This is a genomic window from Kitasatospora sp. NPDC058218, from assembly GCF_042882445.1.
Lineage (GTDB): Bacteria > Actinomycetota > Actinomycetes > Streptomycetales > Streptomycetaceae > Kitasatospora.
In genome coordinates, this window is the sequence record NZ_JBHVWC010000028.1 from 76,624 (window position 1) to 102,282 (window position 25,659).

The 25,659-nt window shown below is 76.7% G+C and carries 17 protein-coding genes; 7 read left to right on the forward strand and 10 right to left on the reverse strand.

What is annotated here, in order from left to right; genetic code table 11:
* Positions 1 to 144: 144 nt before the first annotated feature.
* The 6 genes from ACFVYI_RS19470 to ACFVYI_RS19495 all read right to left on the reverse strand — a co-directional run bounded on the left by ACFVYI_RS19470 (position 145) and on the right by ACFVYI_RS19495 (position 14,676).
* Positions 145 to 2,148 carry a hypothetical protein gene (locus ACFVYI_RS19470; protein ID WP_387887018.1) on the reverse strand — a complete coding sequence of 668 codons (2,004 nt, stop codon included), beginning with the start codon at positions 2,146 to 2,148 and terminating at the stop codon, positions 145 to 147.
* Positions 2,145 to 6,095, reverse strand: a complete 3,951-nt coding sequence (locus ACFVYI_RS19475) for a DUF5682 family protein (RefSeq protein WP_387887020.1) — start codon at positions 6,093 to 6,095, stop codon at positions 2,145 to 2,147. The genes ACFVYI_RS19470 and ACFVYI_RS19475 overlap by 4 nt, the downstream gene beginning before the upstream one ends.
* A 4-nt stretch (positions 6,096 to 6,099) precedes the next feature.
* Entirely contained in the window at positions 6,100 to 7,254 is a 1,155-nt protein-coding gene (locus tag ACFVYI_RS19480) for an AAA family ATPase (protein WP_387887023.1), read from the reverse strand.
* On the reverse strand, positions 7,251 to 12,392 hold the full coding sequence (locus ACFVYI_RS19485; protein ID WP_387887025.1) for a hypothetical protein: 5,142 nt from the start codon (positions 12,390 to 12,392) through the stop codon (positions 7,251 to 7,253). Before ACFVYI_RS19485 ends, ACFVYI_RS19480 begins: the two co-directional genes overlap by 4 nt.
* On the reverse strand, positions 12,389 to 13,246 hold the full coding sequence (locus ACFVYI_RS19490) for a DUF4132 domain-containing protein (protein ID WP_387887027.1): 858 nt from the start codon (positions 13,244 to 13,246) through the stop codon (positions 12,389 to 12,391). The genes ACFVYI_RS19485 and ACFVYI_RS19490 overlap by 4 nt, the downstream gene beginning before the upstream one ends.
* Before the next feature lie 251 nt (positions 13,247 to 13,497).
* Positions 13,498 to 14,676, reverse strand: a complete 1,179-nt coding sequence (locus tag ACFVYI_RS19495) for a PQQ-dependent sugar dehydrogenase (protein ID WP_387887030.1) — start codon at positions 14,674 to 14,676, stop codon at positions 13,498 to 13,500.
* Positions 14,677 to 14,940: 264 nt separating this feature from the next.
* Here ACFVYI_RS19495 and ACFVYI_RS19500 point away from each other — a divergent pair, with 264 nt between their 5' ends.
* The 3 genes from ACFVYI_RS19500 to ACFVYI_RS19510 all read left to right on the forward strand — a co-directional run bounded on the left by ACFVYI_RS19500 (position 14,941) and on the right by ACFVYI_RS19510 (position 17,138).
* The gene (locus ACFVYI_RS19500) at positions 14,941 to 15,582 is read left to right on the forward strand and encodes a class I SAM-dependent methyltransferase (protein WP_387887031.1); all 642 of its coding nucleotides are present in this window, start codon (positions 14,941 to 14,943) and stop codon (positions 15,580 to 15,582) included.
* An 84-nt stretch (positions 15,583 to 15,666) separates the two neighbouring features.
* Positions 15,667 to 16,614 (forward strand): GNAT family N-acetyltransferase, encoded by a 948-nt coding sequence (locus ACFVYI_RS19505; protein ID WP_387887032.1) that lies wholly within the window; start codon positions 15,667 to 15,669, stop codon positions 16,612 to 16,614.
* 182 nt (positions 16,615 to 16,796) lie between these two features.
* On the forward strand, positions 16,797 to 17,138 hold the full coding sequence (locus ACFVYI_RS19510) for a hypothetical protein (RefSeq protein WP_387887034.1): 342 nt from the start codon (positions 16,797 to 16,799) through the stop codon (positions 17,136 to 17,138).
* A gap of 51 nt (positions 17,139 to 17,189) precedes the next feature.
* Here the strand turns inward: ACFVYI_RS19510 and dhbC are convergent, their stop codons facing one another.
* Positions 17,190 to 18,386 (reverse strand): isochorismate synthase DhbC, encoded by a 1,197-nt coding sequence (gene dhbC / locus ACFVYI_RS19515; RefSeq protein WP_387887036.1) that lies wholly within the window; start codon positions 18,384 to 18,386, stop codon positions 17,190 to 17,192.
* Between the two features lie 371 nt (positions 18,387 to 18,757).
* Between dhbC and ACFVYI_RS19520 the strand changes: the two genes are divergently transcribed.
* From ACFVYI_RS19520 to ACFVYI_RS19530, 3 genes are all read left to right on the forward strand, one after another.
* A complete protein-coding gene (locus ACFVYI_RS19520) occupies positions 18,758 to 20,038 on the forward strand; it encodes an MFS transporter (protein WP_387887038.1) in 1,281 nt (426 codons plus the stop codon).
* Between the two features lie 4 nt (positions 20,039 to 20,042).
* Positions 20,043 to 20,702, forward strand: coding sequence for a TetR/AcrR family transcriptional regulator (locus ACFVYI_RS19525; RefSeq protein ID WP_387887040.1), 660 nt, complete (start codon positions 20,043 to 20,045; stop codon positions 20,700 to 20,702).
* 128 nt (positions 20,703 to 20,830) lie between these two features.
* Positions 20,831 to 21,538 (forward strand): siderophore-interacting protein, encoded by a 708-nt coding sequence (locus tag ACFVYI_RS19530; RefSeq protein WP_387887043.1) that lies wholly within the window; start codon positions 20,831 to 20,833, stop codon positions 21,536 to 21,538.
* 45 nt (positions 21,539 to 21,583) lie between these two features.
* Here ACFVYI_RS19530 and ACFVYI_RS19535 read toward each other — a convergent pair whose 3' ends face one another.
* The 3 genes from ACFVYI_RS19535 to ACFVYI_RS19545 all read right to left on the reverse strand — a co-directional run bounded on the left by ACFVYI_RS19535 (position 21,584) and on the right by ACFVYI_RS19545 (position 24,616).
* A complete protein-coding gene (locus ACFVYI_RS19535; RefSeq protein WP_387887044.1) occupies positions 21,584 to 22,147 on the reverse strand; it encodes an NUDIX domain-containing protein in 564 nt (187 codons plus the stop codon).
* Between the two features lie 488 nt (positions 22,148 to 22,635).
* Complete coding sequence (locus tag ACFVYI_RS19540) at positions 22,636 to 23,775, reverse strand: CapA family protein (protein ID WP_387887047.1); 1,140 nt, start codon at positions 23,773 to 23,775, stop codon at positions 22,636 to 22,638.
* A 133-nt stretch (positions 23,776 to 23,908) separates the two neighbouring features.
* Positions 23,909 to 24,616: a M24 family metallopeptidase gene (locus ACFVYI_RS19545; protein ID WP_387887049.1), complete on the reverse strand. Its 708-nt coding sequence runs from the start codon at positions 24,614 to 24,616 to the stop codon at positions 23,909 to 23,911.
* Positions 24,617 to 24,885: 269 nt separating this feature from the next.
* Between ACFVYI_RS19545 and ACFVYI_RS19550 the strand changes: the two genes are divergently transcribed.
* On the forward strand, positions 24,886 to 25,650 hold the full coding sequence (locus ACFVYI_RS19550; RefSeq protein WP_387887052.1) for a universal stress protein: 765 nt from the start codon (positions 24,886 to 24,888) through the stop codon (positions 25,648 to 25,650).
* The last annotated feature ends 9 nt before the right edge of the window (positions 25,651 to 25,659 follow it).

Sequence of the window (25,659 nt, forward strand, 5' to 3'; positions counted from 1 at the left end):
GCGCCGGAGCGGACCCCGTGGCCGGTCGGCAGACCGGCCGGTCGTTTGTCCGGCCCTGGTCGACGGTATTACGACCGGTCGAACGTTTTCCCGTCCCCCCAGTATGCCATTCGACGCGTTTTACCTGCCTGTGCAAATACTTTCTTATGACCCAGGCTTGACCTGATCCCGCCGTTGCCAGCCCCCCGCGCAGAGCGCCGAGGCCAGCTCCTCGCCGTAGCAGGCCGCTGCCAGCCACGCGGTGGTGAACGCGGCGTGGTCGTCCGCCACGATCCGGCCGAAAACGTCCCGGGGGTGGTCCGCCGCCGCCGCGCGGAGCGCGTCCAGCAGGGCGGCCCCCGTCGCCAGGCCGGCCGCGCGCAGCTCCGCCCTGCCGGTGTCCGCCCGGCCCGCGCCGAGTGCGAGCCCCTGCCGCCCGCCGGTCACCGCCTGCTCGACCCGGCGGGCCAGCAGGTGGACCGGAGCAGCGGGCCCGGCCGGGGCGGCCGGGCCGGCGAGGGTGTCCGGGACGGCTGGAGCGATGGTGGTGGCGAGGGTGAGATCGGCGGTCTGCAGCCGTTCCAGGCCCAGGTTGACCCGCGCCGCCCGGTCGGCGGGCAGAGCGAGGGCCGGCTCCCCCGTCTCGGGCCCGGCGGGCGGCACGCCCACCGCGAGCAGCCGCAGCTCCGGGCGCTCGGCACGCTCCAACCGGCCGATCACCCGCAGCCGCAGGCCCGGCGCGGTGGCGAGCAACGCCAGGTTGCCCCGGTACGCCAGTCCGGGGTGGTCGTGGGCCGCGTGCAGCGCGACCACCAGCCCCGCGCAGTCGGCGAGCAGCTGCGGCGCGCCGCCCGGCCCGTACGGGGCGGCGCCGAGCAGTGTGACGTCCAGGAACAGCAGATCGCTCCCGGCCGGCCTGGTCTCGTACGGCAGCGCCGCCGCTGCCAGGGCCCGCTCCACCTGGGCGGCCGGGGGCTCCGCCCAGAGCCCGGCGACCGGCTCGGCCGTCCACGCCGCACCCGAGGCCCGGACCGCCCGGACCGAGCTGCCCGCGCCGAGCCGGCCGGTGGCGGACCGCGTCGCCCCCTGGACGGCCAGCCCGGCCCGGGTGAACTCGCGATGGCTGAGCAACGCGTCACCCAACCGGACCGCCCGGTTCCCGGCCCCGACCGCCTGCGGTGCGGCGGTGGTCGGGTCGGCGTGCGGCATGACCTCCGCGACGGTGCTCAGCCGACCGGTGGCATCCACCGCCCAGGTCAGCACTCCGGCGTGGGTGGCGGTCAGGACCGGTTCGGCGAACAACCCGTACAGCCGCAGCCCGCCCGCCTCGCGGTAGGCCTGGCGGGCGGTGCCGCGCAGCACGGCGAGGTCACCGCGCCCGGCGGTCGGGGCTGCCGGGGTCGGGGCCACCGTGGTCGGGGCTGCCCCGGTCAGGGCCGTGGTCAGGTCGAGCAGCTCGCGCAGGCCGGCGACCAGGGCGGCGAGCCGGTGGTCCGGTTCACCCGAACGAGCCGCCCGGACCTGGGTCACCACGGCGACCGCCGCGGCGGCCGGCCGGTGGAGCCCGGCGAGCCGGGCGCGGTGGGCGGCGCGCAGCAGCTCCGCCTGGAGCACGGCACCGGCTCCGCCCACCCCCGCCGCCAGGACGGCCGCCGCGGCGCGGTGCAGGTGGCGGACGGCGGCCTGCTCCGCCGGGGTGAGCGGGCCGCCGGCGCGGGAGTCGGGGACGGTGTCCGCGGCGGTGCCCGAGCCGGCGTCGGGGGCGGTGTCGGGGGAGGCGGGCGCTTCCGGTTCCCCTTCCGGGCCTGCGTCGGGGCCCGGTTCGGTGCCGGTGTCCGGGCCCGGTTCGAGGTCCGCGTCGGCGAGGCGGCAGACCGTGACGGCCGCCGCCCGGTGCACGCAGGCAGGCGCCAGCAGACAGCCGCAGCGGACGTCGGCCGGGCCCCGGACCACTCCGCCCGGCGCGTGCAGCACGAGCGCCGTCTCCTCGTCCACCTCGATCCGCCACTCGTCGCCGGACCGCTGCACCGGCCGCTCCGCCAGCTTGGCGGCCGCTCCGTCCAGCCGCTTCTGCAGACGGGCCGACAGGCCCGCCACCACCTCGGCGACCACCTCCGGGCGGACGGCCGGCCAGGCCGCGCCGGACGGCGGACTCTGCTGCTCTGTCATCGGACCTTCTCCCCCACCCAGCGGGCCAGTTCGAGCGGGCTCAGCGCCGCCACGGGCATCCCGGCCGCGACCAGTTGGCCCGCGACCGCCTTCGAGTAACGTGCCGTCCCGCTGTCGTCCAGCGCGGCACAGCCGAGCAGGTGGCAGCCGGAGTCAACCAGTGCGCGGGTCTGCGTCAGCAGCCCGCCGATCGGGCCGCCCTCCTCGAAGTCGCTGATCACCGCGACCAGCGTCCGGGAGGGCACCGTCACCAGCTCCCGGGCGTACTTCAACCCGGTGGCGATGTGGGTGCCGCCGCCGATCCGTACCTCCAGGAGCAGACCCAGTGGATCCTCCACCCGCTCGGTCAGATCGACGACCTCGGTGGAGAAGGCGACGAAGTGGGTGCTCAACGCCGGCACCCCGGCCAGGATCGAGGCGGTCAGCGCCGCCCAGACCGTGGACGACTCCATCGACCCGGACACGTCGACGACCAGGATCAGCCGCCAGTCGGCCGCCTGGCGGGCCCTGGTGCGGAAGACCGGACGCTCGGGGACGATCACCGTGCCGGCGCCCGGCTCCCCCGGACGGGCCGGGCGGGCGGTGGCGAGATTGGCGCGGATCGTCCGGTCGAGGTCCAGCCCGCCGCCGGGCCGCCGGCTCGGACGCGGCACGCTGATCCCGGTGAGCGCCGGGCGGAGCCTGGTCGCCAGCTCCCGGGTGAGCTCGTCCACCAGGCGCCGCACCAGCGGGCGCAGCCCGGCGATCCGCGCCTCGGGCAGGCCACCGGCGTGCTCCAGCACGGTGCGGAGCAGGTCGACGGACGGGCGGACGGCGCCCGGGTCGATCGCGTCCAGCGCGTCCGTCCGGCCCTGGCCCACGGCGGCGGCGAGCACCTCCTCGCGGATGCCCGGTCCGAACAGCGCGGTCAGCTCCTCGGACCACTCGCGCACTCCCGGGTAGGGCGCCTCGCGGCCGCCCCGGTTGCCGCCGGCGCCGCCCCGGCCGTCCAGGCCGGGGCCGGATCCCTCGCCGTGCCCGGTGCCGTACAGCTCGTCGAGCGCGGTGGCGAGCCGGGCGCCCCGCCCACCGAGGCCGCCGTTGCCCGGCCGACCGAGCAGCAGCCGCCAGCGCTCGGCGGGCGCGAGCGCATGCGAAGCGGGCTCGGAGGTGGCCCGCCCCGGGGTGCCCCGTCCCGGGCCGGCTGCTTCGGGGCTGGGCCGGACGGGGTGCTCCGGTGCGGCCGCCGGCCCGGCGAGCGGCCCGTCCGTCGGCCCGGTGAGCGGCTCCGGGAGCAGAGCGCGCCGGTCCAGCGCGGCGCGGGCGGCGAGGTCCGCGCGGGCCCAGGCGGCGAGCAGCTCGGGCGCGACCGTGTCCGGCAGGGCGTGCAGGCGGCTGCCGAGACGCTCCTCGACCAGCGTCAGCAGCCGGTCGCGCGCGGCCGGGGAGAGGGCGTCGAAGCCGCCGCGCAGCGCGGGCAGCCGGTCCAGGAAGGCGGTGTCCGGCAGGGCGGTGACCCGCTCCAGCACCGGTTCGAGCACCTCGGGGGCGGTGGCGAAGAGCCCCTCGGCCGCCGTCAGCAGACCGACCAGCGAGCGGCCGAGGGCCTGCCGGGTACCGGTGTCGGTGGCCCCGTCGACCCAGGAGGCCGCGCGGCCGCCGAACGCCGTCGGACTGTCCTGCCCGAGCAGCACCCGCACCGCACCGGCCGCTCCCCGGACCAACGGGCTCCCGCCGTCGGCGAGTTCGGTCAGCGTGTGGCCGAGGCGCACTCCACCGGACAGGTCGGCCCGGCGGGCCAGCTCCACCAGGGCCCGGGCGTCGGCGGGATCGTCCGACCCGCCCAGCCCCTCCAGTTGGCGCACCGCCGCCTCGGTCAGCAACTCGCCCGCCGCCACCAGCGCGTCGAGCCACCCTTCGGGCCGCCCGGCCGGCCCGGCCGACGGACGGCCCTCGGGCAGGGCCGCAGCAGCCTCGCCGGCGGACCGGACGGGATCCGACGGGCCGTCCGTCCGTTCCTCGCTCCCACCCTCGGACCGGGCCGGCCCGACCTCGGGCGCCAGGCCGGGGACATGACCGGCGACGAGACGGTCCAGCAGGGCCAGGGCGTCCAGGAGTTCGGGGAGCGTGCCCGACTGCGGGAGGACGGCCGTGAGCTGGGCGAGGCGGGTGTCGGCGAGCGCGGGCAGCCCGCAGGCGGCGGCGTCGGCGAGGCCCTGGAGCACCTCGCGCGCGGTGGGGCCGTCGACCTGCTGCTCGCGGCGCAGCCGTTCCCGCAGCGCGCCCTCGGCCGCCTGGACCGGGGTGACGCCGCGGGTGCCGGCGATCGTCAGCATGGCGGCGACGGTCGGGGTCCAGTGCACCCGCCAGCGGGCGCCGAGCGTCTCGGTGCCGCCCGCCCCCACCCCGGACACCGGTTCGCCGTACGGAACGCCGCAGGCGGCGAGGCGGTGCAGGAGCAGATCGCGGCGGCGGTCGAGGGGTGAACGCAGCGGATCGAGCCGTAGTTCGCGCGGGGCGGCCTCGGCGGTGTCGCCCGGGCCGGGGAGGCCGAGTTCGGTGAGGGCCGCCTCGATGGCCGGCGCGAGACCGCTGCGCGGGGCGCCGGGTGCGGCCCGGCCGGTCCGGGTGCCGACCAGGACCCGCTCCAGCGCACGGGCGACGGCCCGGCCCCGGCCGTACGGCTCCCCCTGGGCGAGGACGGTCTGCACCGCCTCGACCAGCTCGCCCCGGCCAGGGGCGGCCAGCCCGCGCAGCCGTGCGAGGTCCCCGGCGAGCCGGACGATCTCGCGGGCGTCGGCCGGGCCGGAGGGGTGGTCCTGGGCGCGCAGCGCCTGGCAGATGCGCACCGCGGTGCCGGTCAGCGCGTCGGCGAGCCGCTCCCGGTCCCCGCCCGCGTCGAGCACCGTGTGCTGCCACTCGGGGTCGCGGATGCCCGCCGGGTAGCCGGAGCGGGCGTCGAGCAGCGGGTAGGTGTAGGGGATCAACGAGACGACGTGGCCGCCGTCCCCGTTCTCGCCCTCGCCCTCGGGATCAGCGCCGAGGGTGGCCGCGTCCGCGTCGTCGAGCAGCGCGGGCGCGTGGAACGCCCCGACGACGGCGGCGACCCGGCGTCCGTCGGCTGCGGCGGCCCTGATGCGCGAGCGCATCCAGGCCTCGCGCCGCAGGTCGTACGGGTCGACGCCGTCGGCCTCCGCCGCGTCGCGGCGCATCGCCCAGCCGACCAGCAGCGCGGCGCGGCGGACGGCCTCCGGGGTGGACCCGGGGGCGGCCGTCTCGACCAGGCGGTCCCAGAGGTCCTCGTCGTCCCGCCCGGTGAGCCGGTGGCGCAGCGCGTCGGCGACGCCGGGGCGGCCGCCCGCCGCCGGGCGCCCGGCCGGGCGGCGGGCCTCGGCCCGCCGGGCGAGCGGCAGGTCGCACGCGAGGGCCGGCACGCCGTTGCGGCGGGCCCAGCGCAGCGCGGCCAGCTCCGGGGAGAAGTCCGCGAACGGGTAGAAGGCGAGCCCGGCGGCCCCCGCCCCGGCCCCCTCCCCGGCACCGTCCTCGGACCGGCCGGGGGCGGCGGCGAGGGCGACGGGCGCCGTGGTGGACTCGTCGGCCAACCAGCCCAGCCAGGGCTGGAACTCGGCGGGCAGCTCGACCAGCACCACCTCGGGCCGGGCCGCGTCGAGCAGCGCGGGCACCACCGCGCTGAGCGACGGCGCATGGTGCCGGACCCCGATCAGGTAGGGCCCGGGCCTGCCGACCCCCGAGGCGGCCAGCCGCGCCGCCTCCGCCTCGACGACCCCGCGCGGGTCGCCGTGGTCGCCGGGGTCACCGTGGTCGCCGGGGTCACCGTGGTCGCCGGACGTGGCGGGGCCGCCCGACCACCCGGGCTCGCCACGGTGCGCTCCCCCGGTACCGGGCCCGCCGGACACCGCCCCGCCCGGTGCGACACCGCCGGGCATCACCGCGCTGCTCCTCGTCATCGCCTCACGCCTCCAGGGCCGAACGCAGGTCCCAGAGCATGCGCCAGGTGGCGGCGCCCTGTTCGGCACGGCGGCGGACCGGGCCGTCCCAGTAGCCGAGCAGCCGGGCGGCGTCGGCCGGGTCGTCCTTGCGGACGACGCCGATCAGCTGACCGGGCAGCCGCCCGAGGAGATCCCCGCCGTCGGGGAGGTAGGCGGCGCTGACGCCCAGCGCGGTGGCCACCGAGACCGCCTCGGCGGTGCTCATCACGGTGGACGGCCGCTCGACGTCCCAGCCCTCGGTGGAACGGCCGGTGCGCAAGTCCCGGAAGGCGGTGACCAGTGCCTCCAGCACCGCGTCGTCCACCGCGTACGCGGCGCCGGCCCGGGCGACGGCGGCGGTGGACTGACGGCGGACCAGCTCGACCTCGGCGGCCAGGCTGCCGATCGGGCCGACGGTCTCGAAGTTGAACCGCCGCTTGAGGGCGGCGGACATCTCGCTGACGCCCTTGTCCCGCAGGTTGGCGGTGGCGATCAGGGTGAAGCCTGCGGCGGCGTGCAGCTGGCCGTCCGGGCTGCCCGCCAACTCGGGTACGGCGATGCGCCGTTCGGAGAGCAGCGAGACCAGCGCGTCCTGCACCTCGGGCAGGCAGCGGGTGACCTCCTCGACCCGGGCGACCGCACCGGCGGTCATCGCGGTGAGCACCGGCGAGGGCACCAGGGCCTCCCGGCTGGGCCCCTTGGCCAGCAACAGGGCGTAGTTCCACCCGTACTTGAGCTGGTCCTCGGTGGTGCCGGCGGTGCCCTGGACGGTGAGCGCGCTGGTGCCGCAGACAGCGGCGGCGAGCAGTTCGGAGAGCATCGACTTGGCGGTGCCGGGCTCGCCGACGAGCAGCAGGCCGCGCTCCCCGGCGAGGGTGACGACACAGCGCTCGACCAGCGCCCGCTCGCCGACGAACTTCTGCTCGACGGCCAGGCTCTTCCGCCCGGCCTTGAGCTTCTCGCCGCCGCTGCCCATCACGAAGGTGACCACGGCGCGCGGGGTGAGCCGCCAGCCGGGCGGGCGCGGGCCGGAGTCGTAGGCGGCCAGGAACTCCAGTTCGGCGGCGTACTTCTCCTCGGGCGGGACGATCTGCCGGGCCGTGGAGTCGGCGGGCTGGTCCTTCACGGCGGTGCTCATCGGCGGGCCTTCCTGCGCTTGCTGGTGCGGAGCTCTTCGTAACCGGGGACGTCCCCGTCGCCGACCCGCTGCCAGGCCCGGGCGAACAGCTCCGGGACGGACAGGTGCGGCAGGACGGCGTGGTGGGTGGGCAGTTCGTACAGACCGGCCTTCCAGGTCTCCGCCGGCAGGCCGGGGGCCTTGGCCTCCTGCCAGCCGCCGGGCAGGAAGAGGCTGCGGCCGGCCCGGGCCCGCTTGGCCTCCAGCACCAGGTCGGTGGCGGCGAGTTCGGCCCGGGCCCGCTTCAGCCGGGCGGGCTTCCAGCCCGTCCAGCGGGCGACGTTGCGGTCCGTCGGGTCGGGCAGGGCGAGCAGTTGGAGGTAGAGCGCGGCGGCGTCCGCGCCGAGGCCGCGGGCGGCGGCCACCTCGGCGACCAGCCGGTCCGCGCTGAGCTGCGGGTTCTGCGCCCAGCGGGCCGCCCCGGCAGCGGCACCGGCACCCGCGGCACCGTCCGCCGCCGGGTCGGACGCGAGCTCCACCGGCGTCACCAGGCGCTCCAGTTCGCCGCCCAGGATCGCCGCCAGCGCGGGCCGCTGGCTCCCGAACCAGTAGTCGGCGCAGAGCCCGTCCAGCAGTTCCAGCAGCGGGTCGTCGCCGCCGGTGAGCCCGGCCGGACGCAGCCAGGCGTGCTCGTCGTCGCCGTAGCCGGGGGCGAGGACGAGGGCGTCCCCGCAGCGGACCAGGCCGTCGGCGTCTGCGCCGCCCTCGGCCGGCAGGCCGTAGCGGGTGCGCAGCAGCGGGGACAGCTTCTCGTTCTTGGCGGTGCGGTGCAGGTCGTAGCCCAGCAGCAGCCCCGGGTCGGCGAGCCGGCCGCGCAGCGCGGCGACGGCCTGCGGCAGCAGCGGGCGCAGCGGGCTGTCGGCGGGCAGGTGGTAGGCGAGCCAGCGCAGGGCGTCGACGGCTCCGCCCAGGCCGGCGTTGCCGGGCAAGGCGTCCGGGTCGTCGGCGAGCAGGCGCACCGGCCCGCCGTCCTCGTCGGCGCGCACCCGGTAGCCGGTGGTGCGGCTGAGCCAGGGCGTCCGGGCGGGGTTGAGGACCTCCTCGATGTGCTCGATGCCGACGCCGCTGACGGCGGCCTGGGCGTCCTCGGGCAGGGTGACGAGCTTTCCGAACCGCTCCGTCCACCGCCCGGCCCCGGCGGCGGTGTCCGGCCCCTCCGTCCAGAGGGCCTTCGGGTCGGCGGGCAGTAGCGCCGTCCAGACGGCGGTGAGGCCGGTCCGGTCGCGGCCGCGCAGCCAGTCGCGGGCGGCCCGGGCCTCGGTCGACTTGAGGCCGTACTCCTTGAGCCGGTCGGCGGGGAGCACGTTGCCGTACCACTGGAAGAGGGTGTCTGTGGGGCTGAGCAGCAGGGCGGCGCGGGTGGCGCCGATGCCGGTCAGCCCGCCGAACGCGGCGGCCTGCTCGGGCTCCCGGGTGAAGCCGCCGTGCAGGGCGAGCAGGGTGGTGAACCGCGCCGTCCAGTCGGCGGTGACGGCCTCCTCGGTGGTGCGTTCCTCGGTGGTGCCGAAGTGGGCGACCGGGCCGAAGGCACCGCTCGGGTCGTGGTCGACGGCGAGCCAGTGCACCCGGTCGTCGCGGTGGTGGCGGCAGCCGAGGACGACCACGGTGCGGGCCCCGTGTCGCAGGACCTGACCGGCCCGCGGCTGGTGCTTGCGTTCGGTGCCGTCGGGGTCGACGAAGGTGCCGAGCGGCTCGGTGAGGGTGAGCTCGCGCAGGGTGGCGCCGCGGTCGGCGAGCGGCCCGCGGGTGAGCTCGGTGAGCAGCAGGGCGAGCGCCGACCGCTCGGCCGCGCCGGTGAGCGGGGCGGCCGCGGCGTAGGCGAGGGTGCCCAGGTGCCCGAGGACGTGCAGCCAGCCGTGGTGGTTGTCGTCCCCCTCCAGCTCGACCTGGAGCGGGGTGGACCAGCCCTCGGCGCCCTGCGGCGCCGCCGGCGGGTCGGCGAGGACGGCGAGGACGGTGCGCAGGTTGCCGAGCACCCGCCACTGCTCGTCGCGCTCCCAGGAGCGGCCGAAGCCCCCGACGCCGGGCAGCAGGATCTCCACCGCCTCGCGGAGGTCCTGGTCGCGCCCGTGCTCGGGCCGGTGGGCGGCGCCCGTCCGGGCGGTGCCGGCCTTGGGGCGGGCCTCGGCCTCGGGCTGCGGGACGAAGCGGGCGGCCCGGGCGAGCAGGTCGGCGGCGGCCCGGGCGAGCCCGGCGACGCCGGCCCGCAGCAGCGGGTGGTCGATGCCGGGCAGCACCGCGCCGACCGCCTCGACGGGCACCGTGCGCCGGGCCGCCTTGCCACCCGCGAGCAGGCGTCGCACCCCCTGGACGGTGAGCCAGCGCTGCTCGCCCTCGGCGGCCGGTTCGACGTCCACCGGCCAGGCGGCGTCGATCAGCCGGGCGGCCTGCCGCTCGGTCAGGCCGCGCAGGACGTGCGAGCCCGCCTCGTCGCGCGGCCGCAGGGCGTGCCAGTGGACGAGCGGGGGGACGAGCGCGGTACCGGCGGCCTCCAGCCCGCCGGGCCGGCAGCTGCCGAGGTCGGTGGTGGTGTCGCCGCCGGTGCCGTCGGCGTCGGGCAGGGCGAGGCCGAGGCCGCCGCCGCGCGCCTCGACGACCAGCGGGTGGGCGTCGCCGGGCAGGCCGAGCCGGCCGACCGGGAACTGCTCGGCGTACCGACCCCGGCCGGTGAGGACGAGGGTGGAGCCGTCGGCGGTGCCGGTGGTGACCCGCAGCCCGTCGACCCGGACCCAGCTGCCGAGCGCGGCGCCGTCGGTGCCGAGCGGGGTGGCCTCCAGGCCGGGCTGCATCGGCAGCAGCCGGGTGCGGTCGACGTCGAGGCGGCCGGCCGCCGCGGTGGCGGCGATCCGGGGCGGTTCGGCGGCGCGGCCCAGGGTGCCGGTGGCCGGGTCCAGCTCGGTGAGGGCGGCGCCGGACTGGCCGTGACGGACCGTCCAGTGGCCGGTGCCGTCGCCGATCACCTGGTGCTCGGTGGGCATCCGGGTGTCGCCGGCGTGCAGCGGGCGCTCGCCGGTGGTCCGGCCGCCGCCGGGCAGCGGGAGGGACGGGGTGTCCGGATTCTGCCGGCCGCCGTAGTAGCGGACGATGGTCTCGCCGCCGAGCTCGAAGGTCTCGGCGGGGCGGCCGGACCAGTAGGCGTACTGCTTGCCCTCCCGGTACCAGGCGACCAGCAGCTCGCCGTCGACGAAGCGCAGCCGGGGCCGCTGCCAGTGCTCCAGCTTGTCGGGGATGCGCAGGGCGTGCTCCAGCAGGACGCCCTGCGGGCCGACCACCACGGCCCGGCCCCGGTGGACCAGGATCAGCTGGGGCCAGGCGTCCTCGATGGCGAGGCCCTCGGGCAGCTCCTTACCGGCCGGACCACCGGGCGCGTCGCCCGGCTCGATGCCCAGCCTGCCGAGCGCGTCCTCCAGCGCGGGCCAGCCGAGCTCGTCGAGGATGCCGGTGCGCAGGGTGCGGGCGAGCAGGCCGGTGACGTCGAGACCGGCGATCCGCTCGGCGGCGGCCGGGTTCTCGGCGAGGATCGCGGTGCGGCTGCCGCGCAGCTTCCCCAGCAGGTCGGCGGCGCTCGCCAGGCCGCGTGCGGCGAGGAGTTCGTCGGCCCGCGCGTCGGACCACTCGACGAACAGTTCGCGCAGCACCGGGAGGGCGGGCAGCTGCTTGAGCGCGGCGGCCGTCCAGCTGTTGGGCACGGCGGCGCGCAGTGCGGGGCGCAGCCGCGGGTCGGCGGCGACGGCGGCGAGGGTGCGGCCGTCGGGGCCGGACGCCCGGACCCAGTCGTCGAGGTCGAGGCCGTACCCGTCGGCCGGGTCGGCGACCGGGACGCCCTCGGCGAGCAGGAGGTCCAGCAGCTCGATCTGGGTGGGGCTGCGCCGCACTCCGGTGAAGAGGTCCACCGGGACGCCGTCGGCGCGCAGCCGCTCGGCCATCCGGGCGGCCAGGGCGACGGTCTCGGTGCTGAGGCCGCGGTTGCGCCAGCCCCGGCCGATGTGGCCCACCCAGCGCTGCAGCCAGGCGGCGGCCGGCTCGGCCGCGACGGCCTGGGTGTCGGGGGCCTGACCTGCCGCGCCCCCGGCGGGCGGGCCGGTCAGCAGCTGCTCGGCGCCGCTCTCGGCGAGGACGGCGAGCCAGGAGGCGTCCTGGGCGCTCTGGTCGGAGACGCCGGCCGGGTCGGGCAGGATCTCCAGCAGGCGGGCGCGGACGCTCTCGTCCCGCCGGCCGAGCTCGACGACGGCGCCGTGCCAGGACTTCCAGAACGCGCCGGGTGCCCGGTTGACGGCGGGTGAGGCGAGCAGCTCGGCGAGCAGGGCCTGCTCGTGCTCGGTGCGGTCCAGCCCGGCGGCCCGGATCAGGGCGCGGGCGTCCTCGGCGACCCCGGCGTAGGGGGCCATGCCGGCGGCCGAGCGCTCGGTGCAGAGCTGGCGGAAGCGCTGCCAGGCGGTCAGCGGGTCGAGCCGGCCGCTCAGCTCCTTGACGTACTGGCGCAGCGCCTTGACGGTGAGCGCGCCGGCCAGCGCGAACTCCAGGAAGACGGCGCGCAGCCGCTCCTCGTCCACGGTGAGGCTGTGGGTGCGCTCGGCCTCGCGGGCCTTGCCGAAGAAGGTGCCGGCGTAGCTCTGGTTGCCCTGTTCGACGAAGATCCGGCCGACCTCCTCGCAGTAGGTCGGCAGGAAGTGCGGCACGGCGCGGCCGAGGCGCACGGCGAGCGCCTCGAAGCCGTCCTTGGCGTGGCCGGGCTTGGACTTGGCCTGCCGGGCGAGCCGCTCCATCTCCTTGACCAGGGCGAGCGCGTGGTGGCCGTTCGCCGGGTCGTGGACCAGCGCCCAGGCGGGGAAGCCCAGCGCCTCCTGGCGCACCTGGCCGACCTCGGCCGGCTCCCCGGCGGGCTTCAGGCCGAGGAAGTCGACCGCGAGGTCCTCGGCGGGCCCGAGCGCGCCCGGGACGAGCCGGACGACGCGGCGCCCGTCGAGCGCGGGGTGGGCGTAGCTGCGGGCGGTCAGGACGTCCGCGGCGCTGTCGGGCTGCCCGGCGCCGGGCAGCGTGCCCGCCGGGAGGACCGCTCCGGCGTCCAGCAGGCGCTCGTGCAGTTCGGTGGTGCTCATGCGGGCTCCTCCCCTTCGATCGTGCGGCCGGCGTGCAGCGCGGCGGCCATCCGCATGCCCTCGGACCAGGCGACCGGCCCGACCTCGGCCAGCGGCAGGACCTTGCCGTCCGGGCCCGCCCAACTGAGCGCGCCCGTCTCGCACGCGTCGTACTCGTAGTAGTCCCCGACCCAGACGCGGGCCTCCAGGGCGAGGCCGCCCTCGACGACGGGCAACACGGCGTGGCCGCCGCGCACCCGGTAGCCGAGCCGGGCGCACCTGCCGAGCAGCTCGCGCAACTCCTTGTAGCGACCGCCGGAGTAGGCGGTGACCTCGGTGCCGGGCGCGGCCTCCGCCGGGCGGTGCCAGACCTCCCGGTACAGCTGCTGCACCTGCTGGGAGACCCCGAGCTCGACGGCGAACTCGCGCAGCTCGTCCAAGTCCTCCAGGAGGACGGGGTGGGGTATCCGGATCTCGCCGTCGGTGAGGCGCACGGTGTCCCCGTCGAGGTCGACCAGGCCGAGCCCGCGCTCGGCGTCGGCGCCGCGCAGGAACCCGGCGACCTCGCCGCCGGCCCCGGTGACCACCAGGTCGCGCAGGACCTCCTGCCAGGCCTCGTCGGGCCAGACCGCGACGAGGACCGCGGCGGGCACGGGCAGCGAGCGGACCATCCACCGCTCGACGTCCTCCAGGCAGCCCCGCCGGTGCGCGGCGAGCCACTCGGTGAGCTGCTTGAGCCCGGTGACCACCGGATCGTCGTTCAGCTTCGACGGAAGGGACTTCAAGGGGCGGCCGGCCGCGTTGCGGCACACCACCCTGCCCTCGTCGTCGAGCGCGACTTGATAGCCGCCCGTCCCCGCTTCCACCCACGTCACGGCCGCTCTCCTCCCAGCTGCTGGTCTGCGATGGGAGGAACGTAACGGGACACACTGACAACGCGTCCGCCGGGGGGCTACTCCCGCGGCCGAGCACCTTCAAACCCATCGAACGAGTGAACGAGCAGCGGGGATGCGCGACGGCCACCGCCGTCTGGAGGACCGGCGGTGGCCCAACTCCCGCACGGGTGGGCCGGGACCACGGCACCGGCACGGCGACCCGGCCCCGACCCCCGACCCCCGACCCCCGGCTACGAAATGGTGAGGCGCAGGATCCGGTCGTCGCCGGAACGGGAGTCACCGCGCCCGTCGGTGTTGTTGGTGACCAGCAGCAGCGTGCCGTCCCGGTCGGCGACGACGGTGCGCAGACGGCCCTGCGCGTCGGTGAGGAACGCCTGCGGCGCGCCGGCCGCCCGGTCGCCGTCGAGCGGGACGCGCCAGAGCCGGGTGCCGCGCAGCGCGGCGATCCAGACCGCGCCGTCGGCGTAGGCGATGCCGCTCGGGGACGCGTCGGAGGTGTGCCACTGGGCCACCGGGTCGATGAAGTCGGGCTGGTTCCCGATGCCCTCGACCACCGGCCACCCGTAGTTGCCGCCGGCCCGGATCAGGTTCAGCTCGTCCCAGGTGTCCTGGCCGAACTCCGAGGCCCAGAGCCGCCCTTGGGGATCCCAGGTGAGCCCCTGCACATTGCGGTGGCCGTAGGAGTACACGGGCGAGCCGGGGAAGGGGTTGCCCGGGGCGGGGGCGCCGTCCGGGGTGAGCCGCAGGATCTTGCCGCCGAGCGAGCCCTTGTCCTGGGCGAGCGCGCTGTTGCTGCTGTCGCCGGTACCCGCGTAGAGCAGGCCGTCGGGGCCGAAGGCGATCCGGCCGCCGTTGTGCCGGGGGCCGTGCGGAATGCCCGCCAGGACGACTTCCGGCGCGCCGAGTTGCTCGGTCGCGGGCCGCGCCGGGTCGTACGTCAGGCGGACGATGCGATTGTCCGTGGCGGTGCTGAGGTAGGCGTACACCAGGTGGTCGTCGCCGTAGCCGGGCGACAGCGCGAGGCCCAGCAGCCCGCCCTCGCCACCGGAGACCACGCCGGGGACGGTGCCGGCCTCGGTGCGGGCGCCGTCCTTCGCCGCGACCCGGAGGATCCGGCCGCTGTCCCGCTCGGAGACCAGCAGGTCGCCGTCGGGCAGCACCACCAGGCCCCAGGGCGCCGCCAGCTCCTCGGTGACCGTCGCCCGGACGGCCACGGAGGGAGCGGAGCCGGGCGACGACGACGCCCCGGACGCGGTGGCGGACGCGGCGCCCGAGGAGGGCCCGGACCCCGGCGCGGTCGATGTCGGGGCGGCCGACGTGGCGCCGGGCGCCGGGGCCGACGAACAGCCCGTGACGGCACCGGATCCCAGGAGCAGGGCCAGCAACCCGACTCCGACACGACTGCGCACGAGCGTCTCCCCTCAGGAGGGCGGTTCAGGAGGACCGAGAACGGCTGCCGCGCGGGAAGGGCAGGACGCACGACGGCCCTCAGCTCATCACAACGGCCCGGCGCGCACCGCTCGACACTCGGCCACACCCCCGCCGCCCTCACCCGCCCGAACAGCTCCCGAGGCGCCCCGACCCCACCGCCGGGCGGCCCCGACGCGCTCCGCGCGGGCCCCGGCCGCACTCCCCGGGAACCACCGGGCCCCGGCAGGGCCTAGGCTGACCGGATGCGCCAGAGCGACCCGCGGCCGTACTGGAACACCAACGTCGCCCGCCACCCGGGCATCCTCCGCGTCGTCCCCGAAGGGTGCGGCGAGGCGCTGGACGTGGGCTGCGGGGACGGCCTGCTGGCGCGGAGGCTGACCGGGCGGGCGCGGCGCGTCACCGGGATCGACCACTCGCCGGAGATGATCGCGGACGCCCGGCGGCTGGCCGCCGGCCACGGGGGTCTCACCCTCGTCGAGGGCGACTTCCTCACCGCCGACCTCCCCGCCGGGGGCTACGACTTCGTCTGCTCGTTGTCCACGATCCACCACATGGACTTCGAGGCGGCCCTCGGCCGCATGCGTGACCTGCTGCGGCCCGGCGGCCGGCTGGTGGTGGTCGGCCTGGCCCGCGAGGCGGGCCCGGCGGAGTGGGCCGTGACGGTGGCGGCCGCCCCGGCCGTGCGGATCGCCAAGGTGCTGCACCGCGCGCACGACCCGGCGGGGATGCCGATCGCCGAGCCGCGGATGAGCTACGGGCAGGTCCGGGCCGCGGCGCGGGAGTTGCTGCCCGGCGCGCGCTACCGCCGGCACGTGCTCCGCCGGTACTCGCTGACCTGGCGGAAACCCGACCTCCGCACCCGGTCGGCCGGCGCACCGGGGTAGCGGGAGCGGCCGCCGTCCGGCGGGTGGCGGGCCGCCCCGCTCCGGGGGCTTGCGTGCGGGGCGGCATTAGTGCAATGTCACATTGTGACTCACCGTCCGTTCCTGCCCTCCGTCGACTACCCGCCCCTGGCCCGACTGCTGTCCGCCACCGAACTGCGGCCGGTCACCCCAGCGGCACTGCGCGCCCAGGACGCCGAACTGCCCTCGCACGGCAGTCTCTACGCCGCACCCGGCAAGCCGGTCACCGGTTTCGGCCGGATCCGGCTGGTGGCCGCCGATCCCGACGGAGAGCTCCTCGCCTACGCCACCGCCTGGCGGGCACCGTGGACTCCGCCCGGGGACATCGCCTCACTGGTCGTCGGCTCGGCGGGACTGCCGCCCGAGCGCCTCCTGCCGCTGACGGACGCGCTGGAAGGCTGGGCCCGGGGCGCGGGCGCCCGCCGACTGCTCGGCGAACTGCCCGACGACGGAACGGCCCTGCTCCGCCTGCTCACCGCGCGCGGCCACCAGGTCGACGCCCACGTCCGCACCGCGACCGCCCGGCTGGACGCCCTCCGCCCGGCCACGCCGCCGCCCGGCATCAGGTTCGGCACGCTCGCCACCACCGCCGCCCCGCAGCCGGCCCTCCAGCTCTACCGGCTCTACCGCGAGACGCTGCCGGACAACCCGGGCTTCGCCGACGCACTGCCCGACTTCGACCGCTGGTACGCCGAGGCGGTGACCGGCGAAGGCTGCCGCCCCGACTGGGTGTTCACCGCCGAGTGCGCGGGGCGCATCGTCGGCGTGAGCGCCGCCCGCACCACCGACGATCCGCACACCTGCCACGTCGACTACACCGGCGTCCTGCGGCCCTGGCGGCGGCGCGGGCTGGCCCGGGCCCTCAAGACCTTCGCCGCCCACCGCCTCGCCGCCCACCGCGTGCGGACCGCCCGCACCGAGGTCGAGGCCGCCAACAGCCCGATGATCGCGGTCAATTCGACCCTCGGATACCAGTGGGGCCCGGGCCACTACCGGCTGATCAAGGAACTCTGAGCCGGAGCCCGCCCCGTCGCCCGTCCGGCTCCGGCGCGCGTCACCCCGGCCGATCCGCCACCCGGGTGTCGGGCGCCGCGACCCCGTCGCGCGGCGCGTGGCAGGCATCGTTCGTGATCGACCGTCGGCTAGCGTGCTTCGTCGGAAGGCCTGAGGGCATCACGGTGACGAAAGGGCTCACCATGGCGGAGAACTTTGCGAAGCAGCCGGCGTCGGAGTCCGTGCGCCTGATCGACTTCGACGAGGCGAAGGCTGTCCCGGGGATCGTCCCGGGGACCTTCATCCTCGTCGTCAGCGGGACCAAGCCCTACCTGAACATGACGGTCCGCCTGTCGCCCCTGGTCTTCATCGCCCAGCCGGAGTACTGGGGCATCGAGGTGGTCGGCTCACTGTCCGGCATCGGGCTCCCGGCCACCACCCCGTACACGGAGTCCCTGCCGCTGGACGGCATCACGGGCACCAAGGGGATCGAGGTGATCGGGGCCTACCGGACCGAGCGGATCGACCTGCCGGGCCGGGCCTGAGGCCAGGAGCGGGCCCGGCCCGTCGCGCGGATCGGCGACCGGCCGGGCCGCTCAGCGCGGCACCCCCGCGGCGTCCAGGAAGGTGCGGAACTTGGCGCTGGTCTCAGCCAGTTCGGCCTCCGGCCGGGAGTCGGCGACGACGCCCGCCCCGGCGAACACCCGCAGCCGGCGCCCGTCCGCCTCGGCGCAGCGCAGGGTGACCACCCACTCGCCGTCACCGTCCGCGTCGCCCCAGCCGACCATGCCCGCGTAGAGGCCGCGGTCGAACGGCTCGATCTCGCCGATCGCCTGCCGGGCCAGCGGCGTCGGCGAACCGCAGACCGCCGGGGTCGGGTGCAGCGCGGTGGCCAGCTCCAGCGCGGAGACGGCCGGGTCGGCCAGCTCGGCGGTGACGGTGGTGGCCAGGTGCCACATGGCGGCGGTGCGGACCAGGGTCGGGGCCTGCGGCACCCGGAGGGTCCGGCAGTACGGCGCCAGCGCCTCGCGGATGGCGTCCACCACGAAGGCGTGCTCGTGCCTGTCCTTGGGGGACTCCAGCAGCGCGGCAGCCCGGCGGACGTCCTCGCCGAGGTCGGCGGTGCGCGGCACCGACCCGGCCAGCGGGTTGGCCACCACCGTGGTGCCCCGGCGCGAGAGCAGCAGCTCGGGGCTGGCGCCGATCAGCGTCCGACCGATGCCCGCGGGCACCGCGAAGGTGTAGCCGCTCGGATCGCGGCGGGCCAGCCGCTGGAGGATCGCGGGCAGGTCGAGCGGCCGGCCGGCGCTCAGCTCCAGGGTCCGGGCGAGCACCACCTTGCTCAACTCGCCCGCCCGCAGCCGCCGGACGGCCTCCGCGACGCCCGCGCCGTACGCGGCCGGCTCGGGCACCGGGCGGACCTGCCACTCCACCGGTTCGGCGGGCGGGGCGGGCAGTGCGATCAGCGGGTCGTCGCACAGCGCGCCGCAGGTGCGGAGCCTGGCGGGCACGGCGAGTTCGGCCCTGCTGTCGTGGTCGAACGCCACCGCACCCACCACCAGCGGGTGCGGGACTCCGTCGCGGCGCGCCCGCGCCAAGGTCTCGGCGACCCGGACCGGTAGCGGGCGCCCGTCCTGCGCCACCCTGGCGTGCACGCCCTCGGCGAGCAGCGTGCGGGTCGGCGAGGCGAAGAACGCCTCGTCGGGCGCGGCCCGGTACTGGCCCAGCAGCCCGCTGGCCGCGCCGATGACGGTGTCGTCCGTCCCGGCGGGGGCGTGGTGCACCGTGGTCACCTGGAATCTCCCAGTCTGCGAGTGGCCGCCGGGTGCCCCGGGGCGGGGCGGTCGGCGAATGGGGTGGAGCGGGGCCGCTGCTGCACAGGACACCCCCTCGGAGCAGCGACGTTAGGCAAGGCTAACCTAATACGGCCATTCGGGCGCGCCGACGGACTGCGAGTCCGTCAACTCCCCACGGTGAGAGCCGACTCCGCACCGGGCGCGACCGGACTCCGCACTGAATCTGGACGCAACGTTGCGTCCAATGCTACCTTCCAATCGCAACGCAACGTTGCGTCTACTTTTCCTCTCCCGGGCCCGCACCGAGTCCTGCGCCGGACCTCCGGACCCGCCGGAGCCCCCTCCCCCTCACCCCGAGGAGCACCGCCGTGCCTTCCGCGCCCCCCGCCCTGCCCTCACCGACCCCCGCGACACCACTCGCCAGAGCCGCCGTCGCCCTCGCCTTCTGGGTCACCATGGCCGGCACCACCGTCCCGACCCCGCTCTACCCGATCTACCAACAGGCCTTCGGCTTCTCGCCGTTGATGGTCACGGTGACCTTCGCCGTCTACGCCGTCGGCGTCGTCGCCGGCCTGCTCACCCTCGGCCGCCTCTCCGACCGGATCGGCCGCCGCCCCGTGATGGCCGGCGCGCTCCTGCTCGCCGCGGCCGCCGCCGGACTCTTCGAAGCCGCCTCCGCCCTGCCCTGGCTGCTCGTCGCGCGGGTGGTCTCCGGCCTCGCCGCCGCCCTGATCACCGGCGCCGCCACCGCGGCCCTGCTCGACCTCGCCCCGCCGGAGCGCCGGCTGCGCGCCCAGACCCTCGCCCTCGCCGCCAACATGGGCGGGCTGGCCGGCGGCACCCTGCTCTCCGGCGCCCTCGCCGAATGGGCCGGCTCCCCGCTGCGCCTGCCCTGGACGGTGATGCTCGCCCTCACCGCCGCCGCCCTGCTCGGCCTGCTCGCCGTCCCCGAGAGCGTTCCCCGGAACACCCCCGCGACCACCCGCGCGACCACCTCCGCAGCCACCGCCACGACCGCCCCCGGGCCCCGTCCGGGCTTCCAGCCGCTGCACGTGCCGGCCGGCATCCGGCCCGCCTTCCTGCGCGCCGCCCTGTCCGCCGGATCCGGCTTCGCCGTCCTCGGTGTCCTCACCTCGGTCAGCGGGCTCTTCCTCGCCACCGTCCTCGGCCTCCACCACCACGCGCTCACCGGCCTGGTCGTCTGCCTCGCCTTCGCCGCCACCGCCGTCGGCCAGTTGCTCGCCCGCGTCCTGCCCGGGCCTCGCGCCCTGCCCGCGGCCTGCACCGGGCTGGTGCTGGCGGCCGCCCTGATCGCCACGGCGCTGCTCACCGAGTCGTTGGCGCCCCTGCTCCTCGGCGCCTGTGTCAACGGCCTCGCCACCGGCACCGCGGTCGGGACCGGGCTCGGCGCCATCAACGGAGGCGTCGAGCCACAGGGGCGCGGCGCGGCGGTCTCGACGTTCTTCGCCGTCCTGTACGCGATGCTCTCGGTCCCGGTGGTCGGCGTCGGCGTCCTCATCCGGACCACCGACCTGCGCACGGCGGGCGTCGTCTTCAGCGCGCTGGTCGCCCTCCTGGCCTTCGGTGTCGCGGCCGGTCTGACCGGTCGTCGCCGGCGGCCGACGGCCGCCCTGGCGGAGGAGGCATGAGAGGATGAGCCCGACCCAGCACCCCGGCCGGCTCCTCCGTCGGCCCGCCCGTGAGGACCGCAGCACCATCGCCGCCCAGCCCCGACCCGCCACCGGCAGCAGCAGCGCGAACAGCGGCCGCCGCAGCGAGGCCGCGCGCCTGGCCGTGCTGAACGCCGCCGACGACCTCCTGGTGGAGCACGGCTTCGAGGGCCTCACCATCGAGGGGATCGCCGCCGCGGCGGGCGTCGCCAAGCAGACGATCTACCGCTGGTGGAAGTCCAAGGTCGACATCCTCTTCGACAACCTGGCCCTGGACTCCGGCCCCGGCCTCGCCTGGCCCGACTCCCCGGCCGCTCCGGCCGATCTGCGCGCCTACCTCCACCGCTTCGCCACGTTCCTCGGCGAGGAACCGGCCGGCCGCGTCCTGCAGGCCCTCCTCGGCCACGCCCAACTCGACGCCCGTACGGCGGAGTTGCTGCACACCGACTTCCTCGACCCGCTCCGCGCCCGCGATGTCGCGCACGTCCGGGCCTGCCTCGGCACCTCCGAGGACGAGGCCGCGGTGCTGCTGGACGCCCTGCTCGCCCCGCTCTACCACCGCGCCCTGGTGCTGCGCCGCCCGCTCGACCGGGCCTTCGTCGACACCCTGCTCGACCAGCACCTCGGCCACCCCGCGCGCTGATCCCGGCACCCGCGCCGCACCGCACCACCTTCACCGCACCGGCCCAAGCCGCCGCAGCACAGGCCTTCACCCTCCCGTGCCCCCTTCATCCGGCCCGTGTCCACCTCCGGGCCCGCCCAGGAGTCCTCATGTTCCGACGCCCCCGTCCGACCCACGACGTCGAGGTCATCGCGACCACCCCGCTGACCTCCACCCTCACCCGGATCACCCTCGCCGGCCCGACGCTGGCCGAGCTGGGGATCGAACACCCCACCCAGTGGGTCAAGTTGGCCATCCCCGAGGGCCCGTCCCGGGCCTACACCATCCGCCACCACCGGCCCGCCGACCGCGAGGTGGACATCGACGTCGTCCTGCACGGCAACGGCCCCGCCGCCCGCTGGGCGTCCGTCGCCCGCCCGGGCGACCGGGCCCGCATCGCCGGCCCGCGCGGCCGCCGGCCGGACTTCGACGGCGCCACCCGGCTGCTCCTCGCCGCCGACGAGAGCGCCCTGCCCGCCGCCCTCACCATCCTCGACCAACTTCCCGCCACCGTACGCGTCTTCGCCTGGTTCGAGGTCGCCGAGAGCACCGACGCCCTCCCCCTCGCCACCCGCGCCGAGCTCACCACCACCTGGCTCCCCCGCGGCGGCACCCACCCCAAGGGCCGGCTCCTCGCCGACGCCCTCCTCGCCACCGACATCCCGGCCGACCCGGCCGGCTCGGCCGCCTGGATCGCCGGCGAGGCGACCGCCGTGGCCACCGTCCGCCGCCACCTCCTCACCGGCCGGGCCCTCCCCCGCGACCGCGTCCACGCGAAGGGCTACTGGAAGCAGGGCGAAGCCGACCACAAGGGGTGAACCGGCCGCCGTGCCCCTGCGGCAGGGGTGACCGGCGCCGTACCCTCAGCCGGCCGACCCCCGCCGCCGCCGCGCCGAGCGGTACGGCCCCAGGAAGAACGAGAGCGCCGCCAGCGACGCCCCTTCGGGCACCTCACCGGCAGCCAGCAGCTCCACCACGTCCTCCTCCGCCACCCACTCGACCCGGCTCGCCTCGCTGCGGTCGGCCGGCTCGCCGATCCGGGTGCAGCCGGTCATGTGGAAGGCGTGGAACCGCATCGTCGAGATGCCGGACATCGCGTTGAACCCGATCAGCGGCTCCACCCGGCCCGGCCGCCACCCGGTCTCCTCCTCCACCTCCCGGGCGGCGGCCGCCGCAGGCTCCTCGCCCGGCTCCGCCCACCCGGCCGGCACCTCCCACCCCCACTGCCCGGTGATGAACCGGTGCCGGTACAGCAGCAGGAACCGCCCCGCGTCGTCGGTGACCACCGCCGTCGTGCAGGCCTTGGGCATCCGCACCACATGGTGGTCGACCCGCCCGACCCCGGGGATCTCCACGTCGTCGAGCCAGAGCTCCACCCAGGGCGACTCGTAGACCCGTCGCCGGCCGTACGTCTTCCACTCCGTCATCGGCCGGCTCTCCTCCGCACCCGCGACCACCACGACTTCCGCCCCGACCCTCTCACGCCGTCGCCGCCGGGGCTCCGGGCCGCCCCCGGCACCGGCCCGAGCGGAAATCCCGGTGCCGGGAGAGGGACGGACCCCTACCGTGGGCGGCATGTGCACCCGGAGCCGGACCTCGCGACGGCACTTCGTCTGCCTGCCCTGCCGATCGTCGGTGAAGCGGCACGGCGCGCCGGGGCGCGACGTGTGCGCGCGGTGCGGTGGCACGTTGGTCGACGCGGGCCAGGATCTGGCGGTGCCGCGGCGGCGGGACACGGCGGGGTGGCGGGCGCTGACGGCCCTGCTCGCCGCCGGGGTGACGTTCCACTCGCGGTGCTGCTACGGACCGGGGTGGCGGCCCCGCAGCCCTCGGGAGGTCCGGGAGCGGCTCGCCCTGGCAGCCGGCGGCGGCCGCCCGGTGGCCGAGGCACTCACCACCCGGGATCCGGACGACCTCAGCGCGAGGCGCCGGGCACGGGGGCCAGGCCGGTACAGCCCCGCAGGCCGTCGCGGCGCTTGAGCGCGGCCTCGGCGGCGGGTCCGGTCTGCGGGACGGGCACGCCCTGGCCGTCGACGGTGGCGGGCGTGAACGTCTCCCCGGTGACCTTGCCCTCCGCGGTCAGGGTCAGCGTCGTCACGCCGGTCTCGTCGGAGAAGGCGTAGTTGGACGTGCCGTACCAGAGGAAGTTGCCGAAGCCGTAGCCGATGTAGGTGGAGCCGAGCATGCCCGAGCCGAGCATGGTGTGGGCGTGGGTCCCGACCACCGCGGTGGCCCCGGCGGTGGCGAGCTTCTTGGCGATCGCGGTCTGGGCGCCGGTCGGGCAGGCCTTGCCCTCGTCGCCCCAGTGCAGATAGACGAGGACGACGGGCGCCTGCTTCTTCGCCTCCTGCACCGCCTTGACCAGGGCGGCGCCGTCCAGCGCCGAGGCGATGCCCGGCTTGTTGGCGCCGGCCCGCCACTTCTGGTTGGTGAGGTCCTCGACCTGGCTGGCCGCGACCACCGCGACCTTCACCCCGCGCACGGTGGTGACGTACGGGGCGTACGCCTCCTTGGCGTTGCGGCCGAAGCCGACGACCGGGATCGGCGAGGAGTCCTTGGCGGCGAGCGAGTCGGCGAGCCCGTCCGCGCCGAAGTCCACGGCATGGTTGTTGGCCATCGAAACGACGTCGACGCCGGAGTCCTTGAGCGCGGTGAGCGCCTTGGGGGAGGTGCGGAAGGTGTACGTCTTCGCCTCGGGGGCGCCGCGGTCGGTGATCGCGGTCTCCAGGTTGAGGACGGCGAGGTCCGCCGCGGAGAGGGTCGCGGAGATCGGGCCGAGCGCCTGCTCGGGCGGCTTCACCGCGAGCCGGGCCTCCGTACGGCCCTCGAAGTGGACGTCGCCGGCGAACGCCACCGTGATGGTGCCGTCGGGGCGGGGCGCCGGGGTGCTCGCGGACGGTGAGGCGGAAGCCGTGCCGCCCGTCGTACCGGCGGACGGGGGCTTCGCCGCGTCGCCCGCGGGCGCCCCCCGGCCCGGCGCCGGGTCGTCGGGCCCGCAGGCGGCCACGGACATCAGCCCGAGCAGCAGTGCGACGGCGGCCGCGACTCGGCGCATGTGAAGTCCCCCCGGGGTCGTTTCGAGAGCGGTCAGCCTACGCCACTCCCCCGCATCGCCTTCGCCCCGCGTCCACACGCCGCCGGGCCGGTGCGGCCCGTCGGCCGCCGTCACCGCCCGCCGAAGCCCACCGTCACGCCAGGTCGAGCAGCTGCTCGTAGAAGCCGCCGAAGCCGCGCTCCCGGTCGACGAGGTGCAGCTCCAGGATCCAGTGGCAGATCCGGCCCGACCGGTCGGTGCGGCGCAGCGGGGTGTCGTTGTCGGGGGTGATGTAGGACTCGGCCCTGGCACCGTCGTTGGTCTCGTGCGGGAACTCGCCGACGAGGTGGCCGGCGTGCCAGATCCCGATCTCCCAGCCCGCCTCGGCGGCCAGCCGCTCGACCTCGGCGTGCAGCTGCCGCCCGGTGATCTCCGGGTCGGCGGCGAAGAAGTCGCGGCCGGCGTCGAAGAGGCGCGGGAGGTCGGCCAGCAGCCGGCGCTTGTGCGGGTCGTCGCCGAAGACGTACGTGCGGCCGAAGTCCGCCTCGTACTCCTCGAAGATCGGGCCGAAGTCGGCGAAGGCCACGTCGTCGGCGCCGATGACCCGGTCCGCAGGGTTCTCCCGGTACGGGGCCAGGGTGTTCGGGCCGGACCGGATGATCCGCTTGTGCCAGTGCCGGGTGGTGCCGAACATCTCGTCGGCGAGGTCGCGGATGCGGTCGCTCGCCTCGCGCTCGCCCACCCCGGGCACCACCAGGGCGCGCGCCTCGACCTCGGCGAACAGGGCGATCGCCTTCTCCTGTGCCGACACCAGGCCCTCGACGCGCCGGGCCTCCTGTGCCGTGGACGGTTCGACTGCCATACCGGATCCCCTCTCCCCAGGTGGCGCCGCCGGAGACCGCGCCACAGCTCACGGCCACTGCCCGAACCGCCGGGCCGGGCAGCCCCGACAGATCGTAACCGCGGGCCCGGGGGCGTCGCCCCGATGGCCGGCCCGGCTCCGCCACCGGGACGGTGCGTCCCACTCGCCCGCCCCGCCGGGCCGTCGCGTCCCTGGCGCGGCGGCCGTCCGGACGCGCAGCGTGGAGGGGGTGAACGCTCCCGAGGCCGAGGCGGCGAGGTGGACGGGTGATGGACGGCGCGGAGAACGGCGGCGGCCGACGGCGCATCGTGGTCGGGATCGACGGCTCGGCCCCCTCGAAGGCGGCGTTGCGCTGGGCGGTCGGCCAGGCGGTGCTCACCGGGGTCGCGGTGCACGCGGTGGCGGCCTGGGAGTACCCGTCGGTCTACGGGTGGGTCGTGCCGATGCTGGACGACGGGTTCGAGCGGGCGGCCCACCGCACCCTGACCGCCGAGGTGGACGAGGTGGTCGGCCGGGACCGTCCGGTGGAGATCGAGGAGAGCCTGGTCCTCGGGCACGCGGCCGAGGTGCTGCTGGAGCTGGCCGAGGACGCGGACCTCCTGGTCCTCGGCAGTCGGGGCCGCGGGACGTTCGCCCGGACGCTGCTGGGCTCGGTGAGCGCCCGTTGCGCGGTGCACGGCAGCTGCCCGGTGGTGATCGTCCGCGCGGACGGCACCGCCCTGTCACCGCACGCCGCCGCGCGGACGGCGGCGATCGCCGACGAGGGGGCGACCGGCGCGGCGCCGGCCGTCCGTACCAAGGACTGGCAGTTGAGCCTGCACGTCGTCGAGGACCGCGACACCACCCGGGTGCACGCCGTGCTCGATGCCGACGGCGCGGTGCTGCACAGCGACACCCGCGCCCGCCGCAACCCGCGCGACGAGCCGGCCCCGGTGGTGGGCGACGCGTTCGCCGTGGGGAGGGCCCTGATCGACCTGGGCCACCAACTGCTCCGCGCGGGCACCCAGAGCGCCACCGGGGCGACGGAGGAGTGACATGCTGAT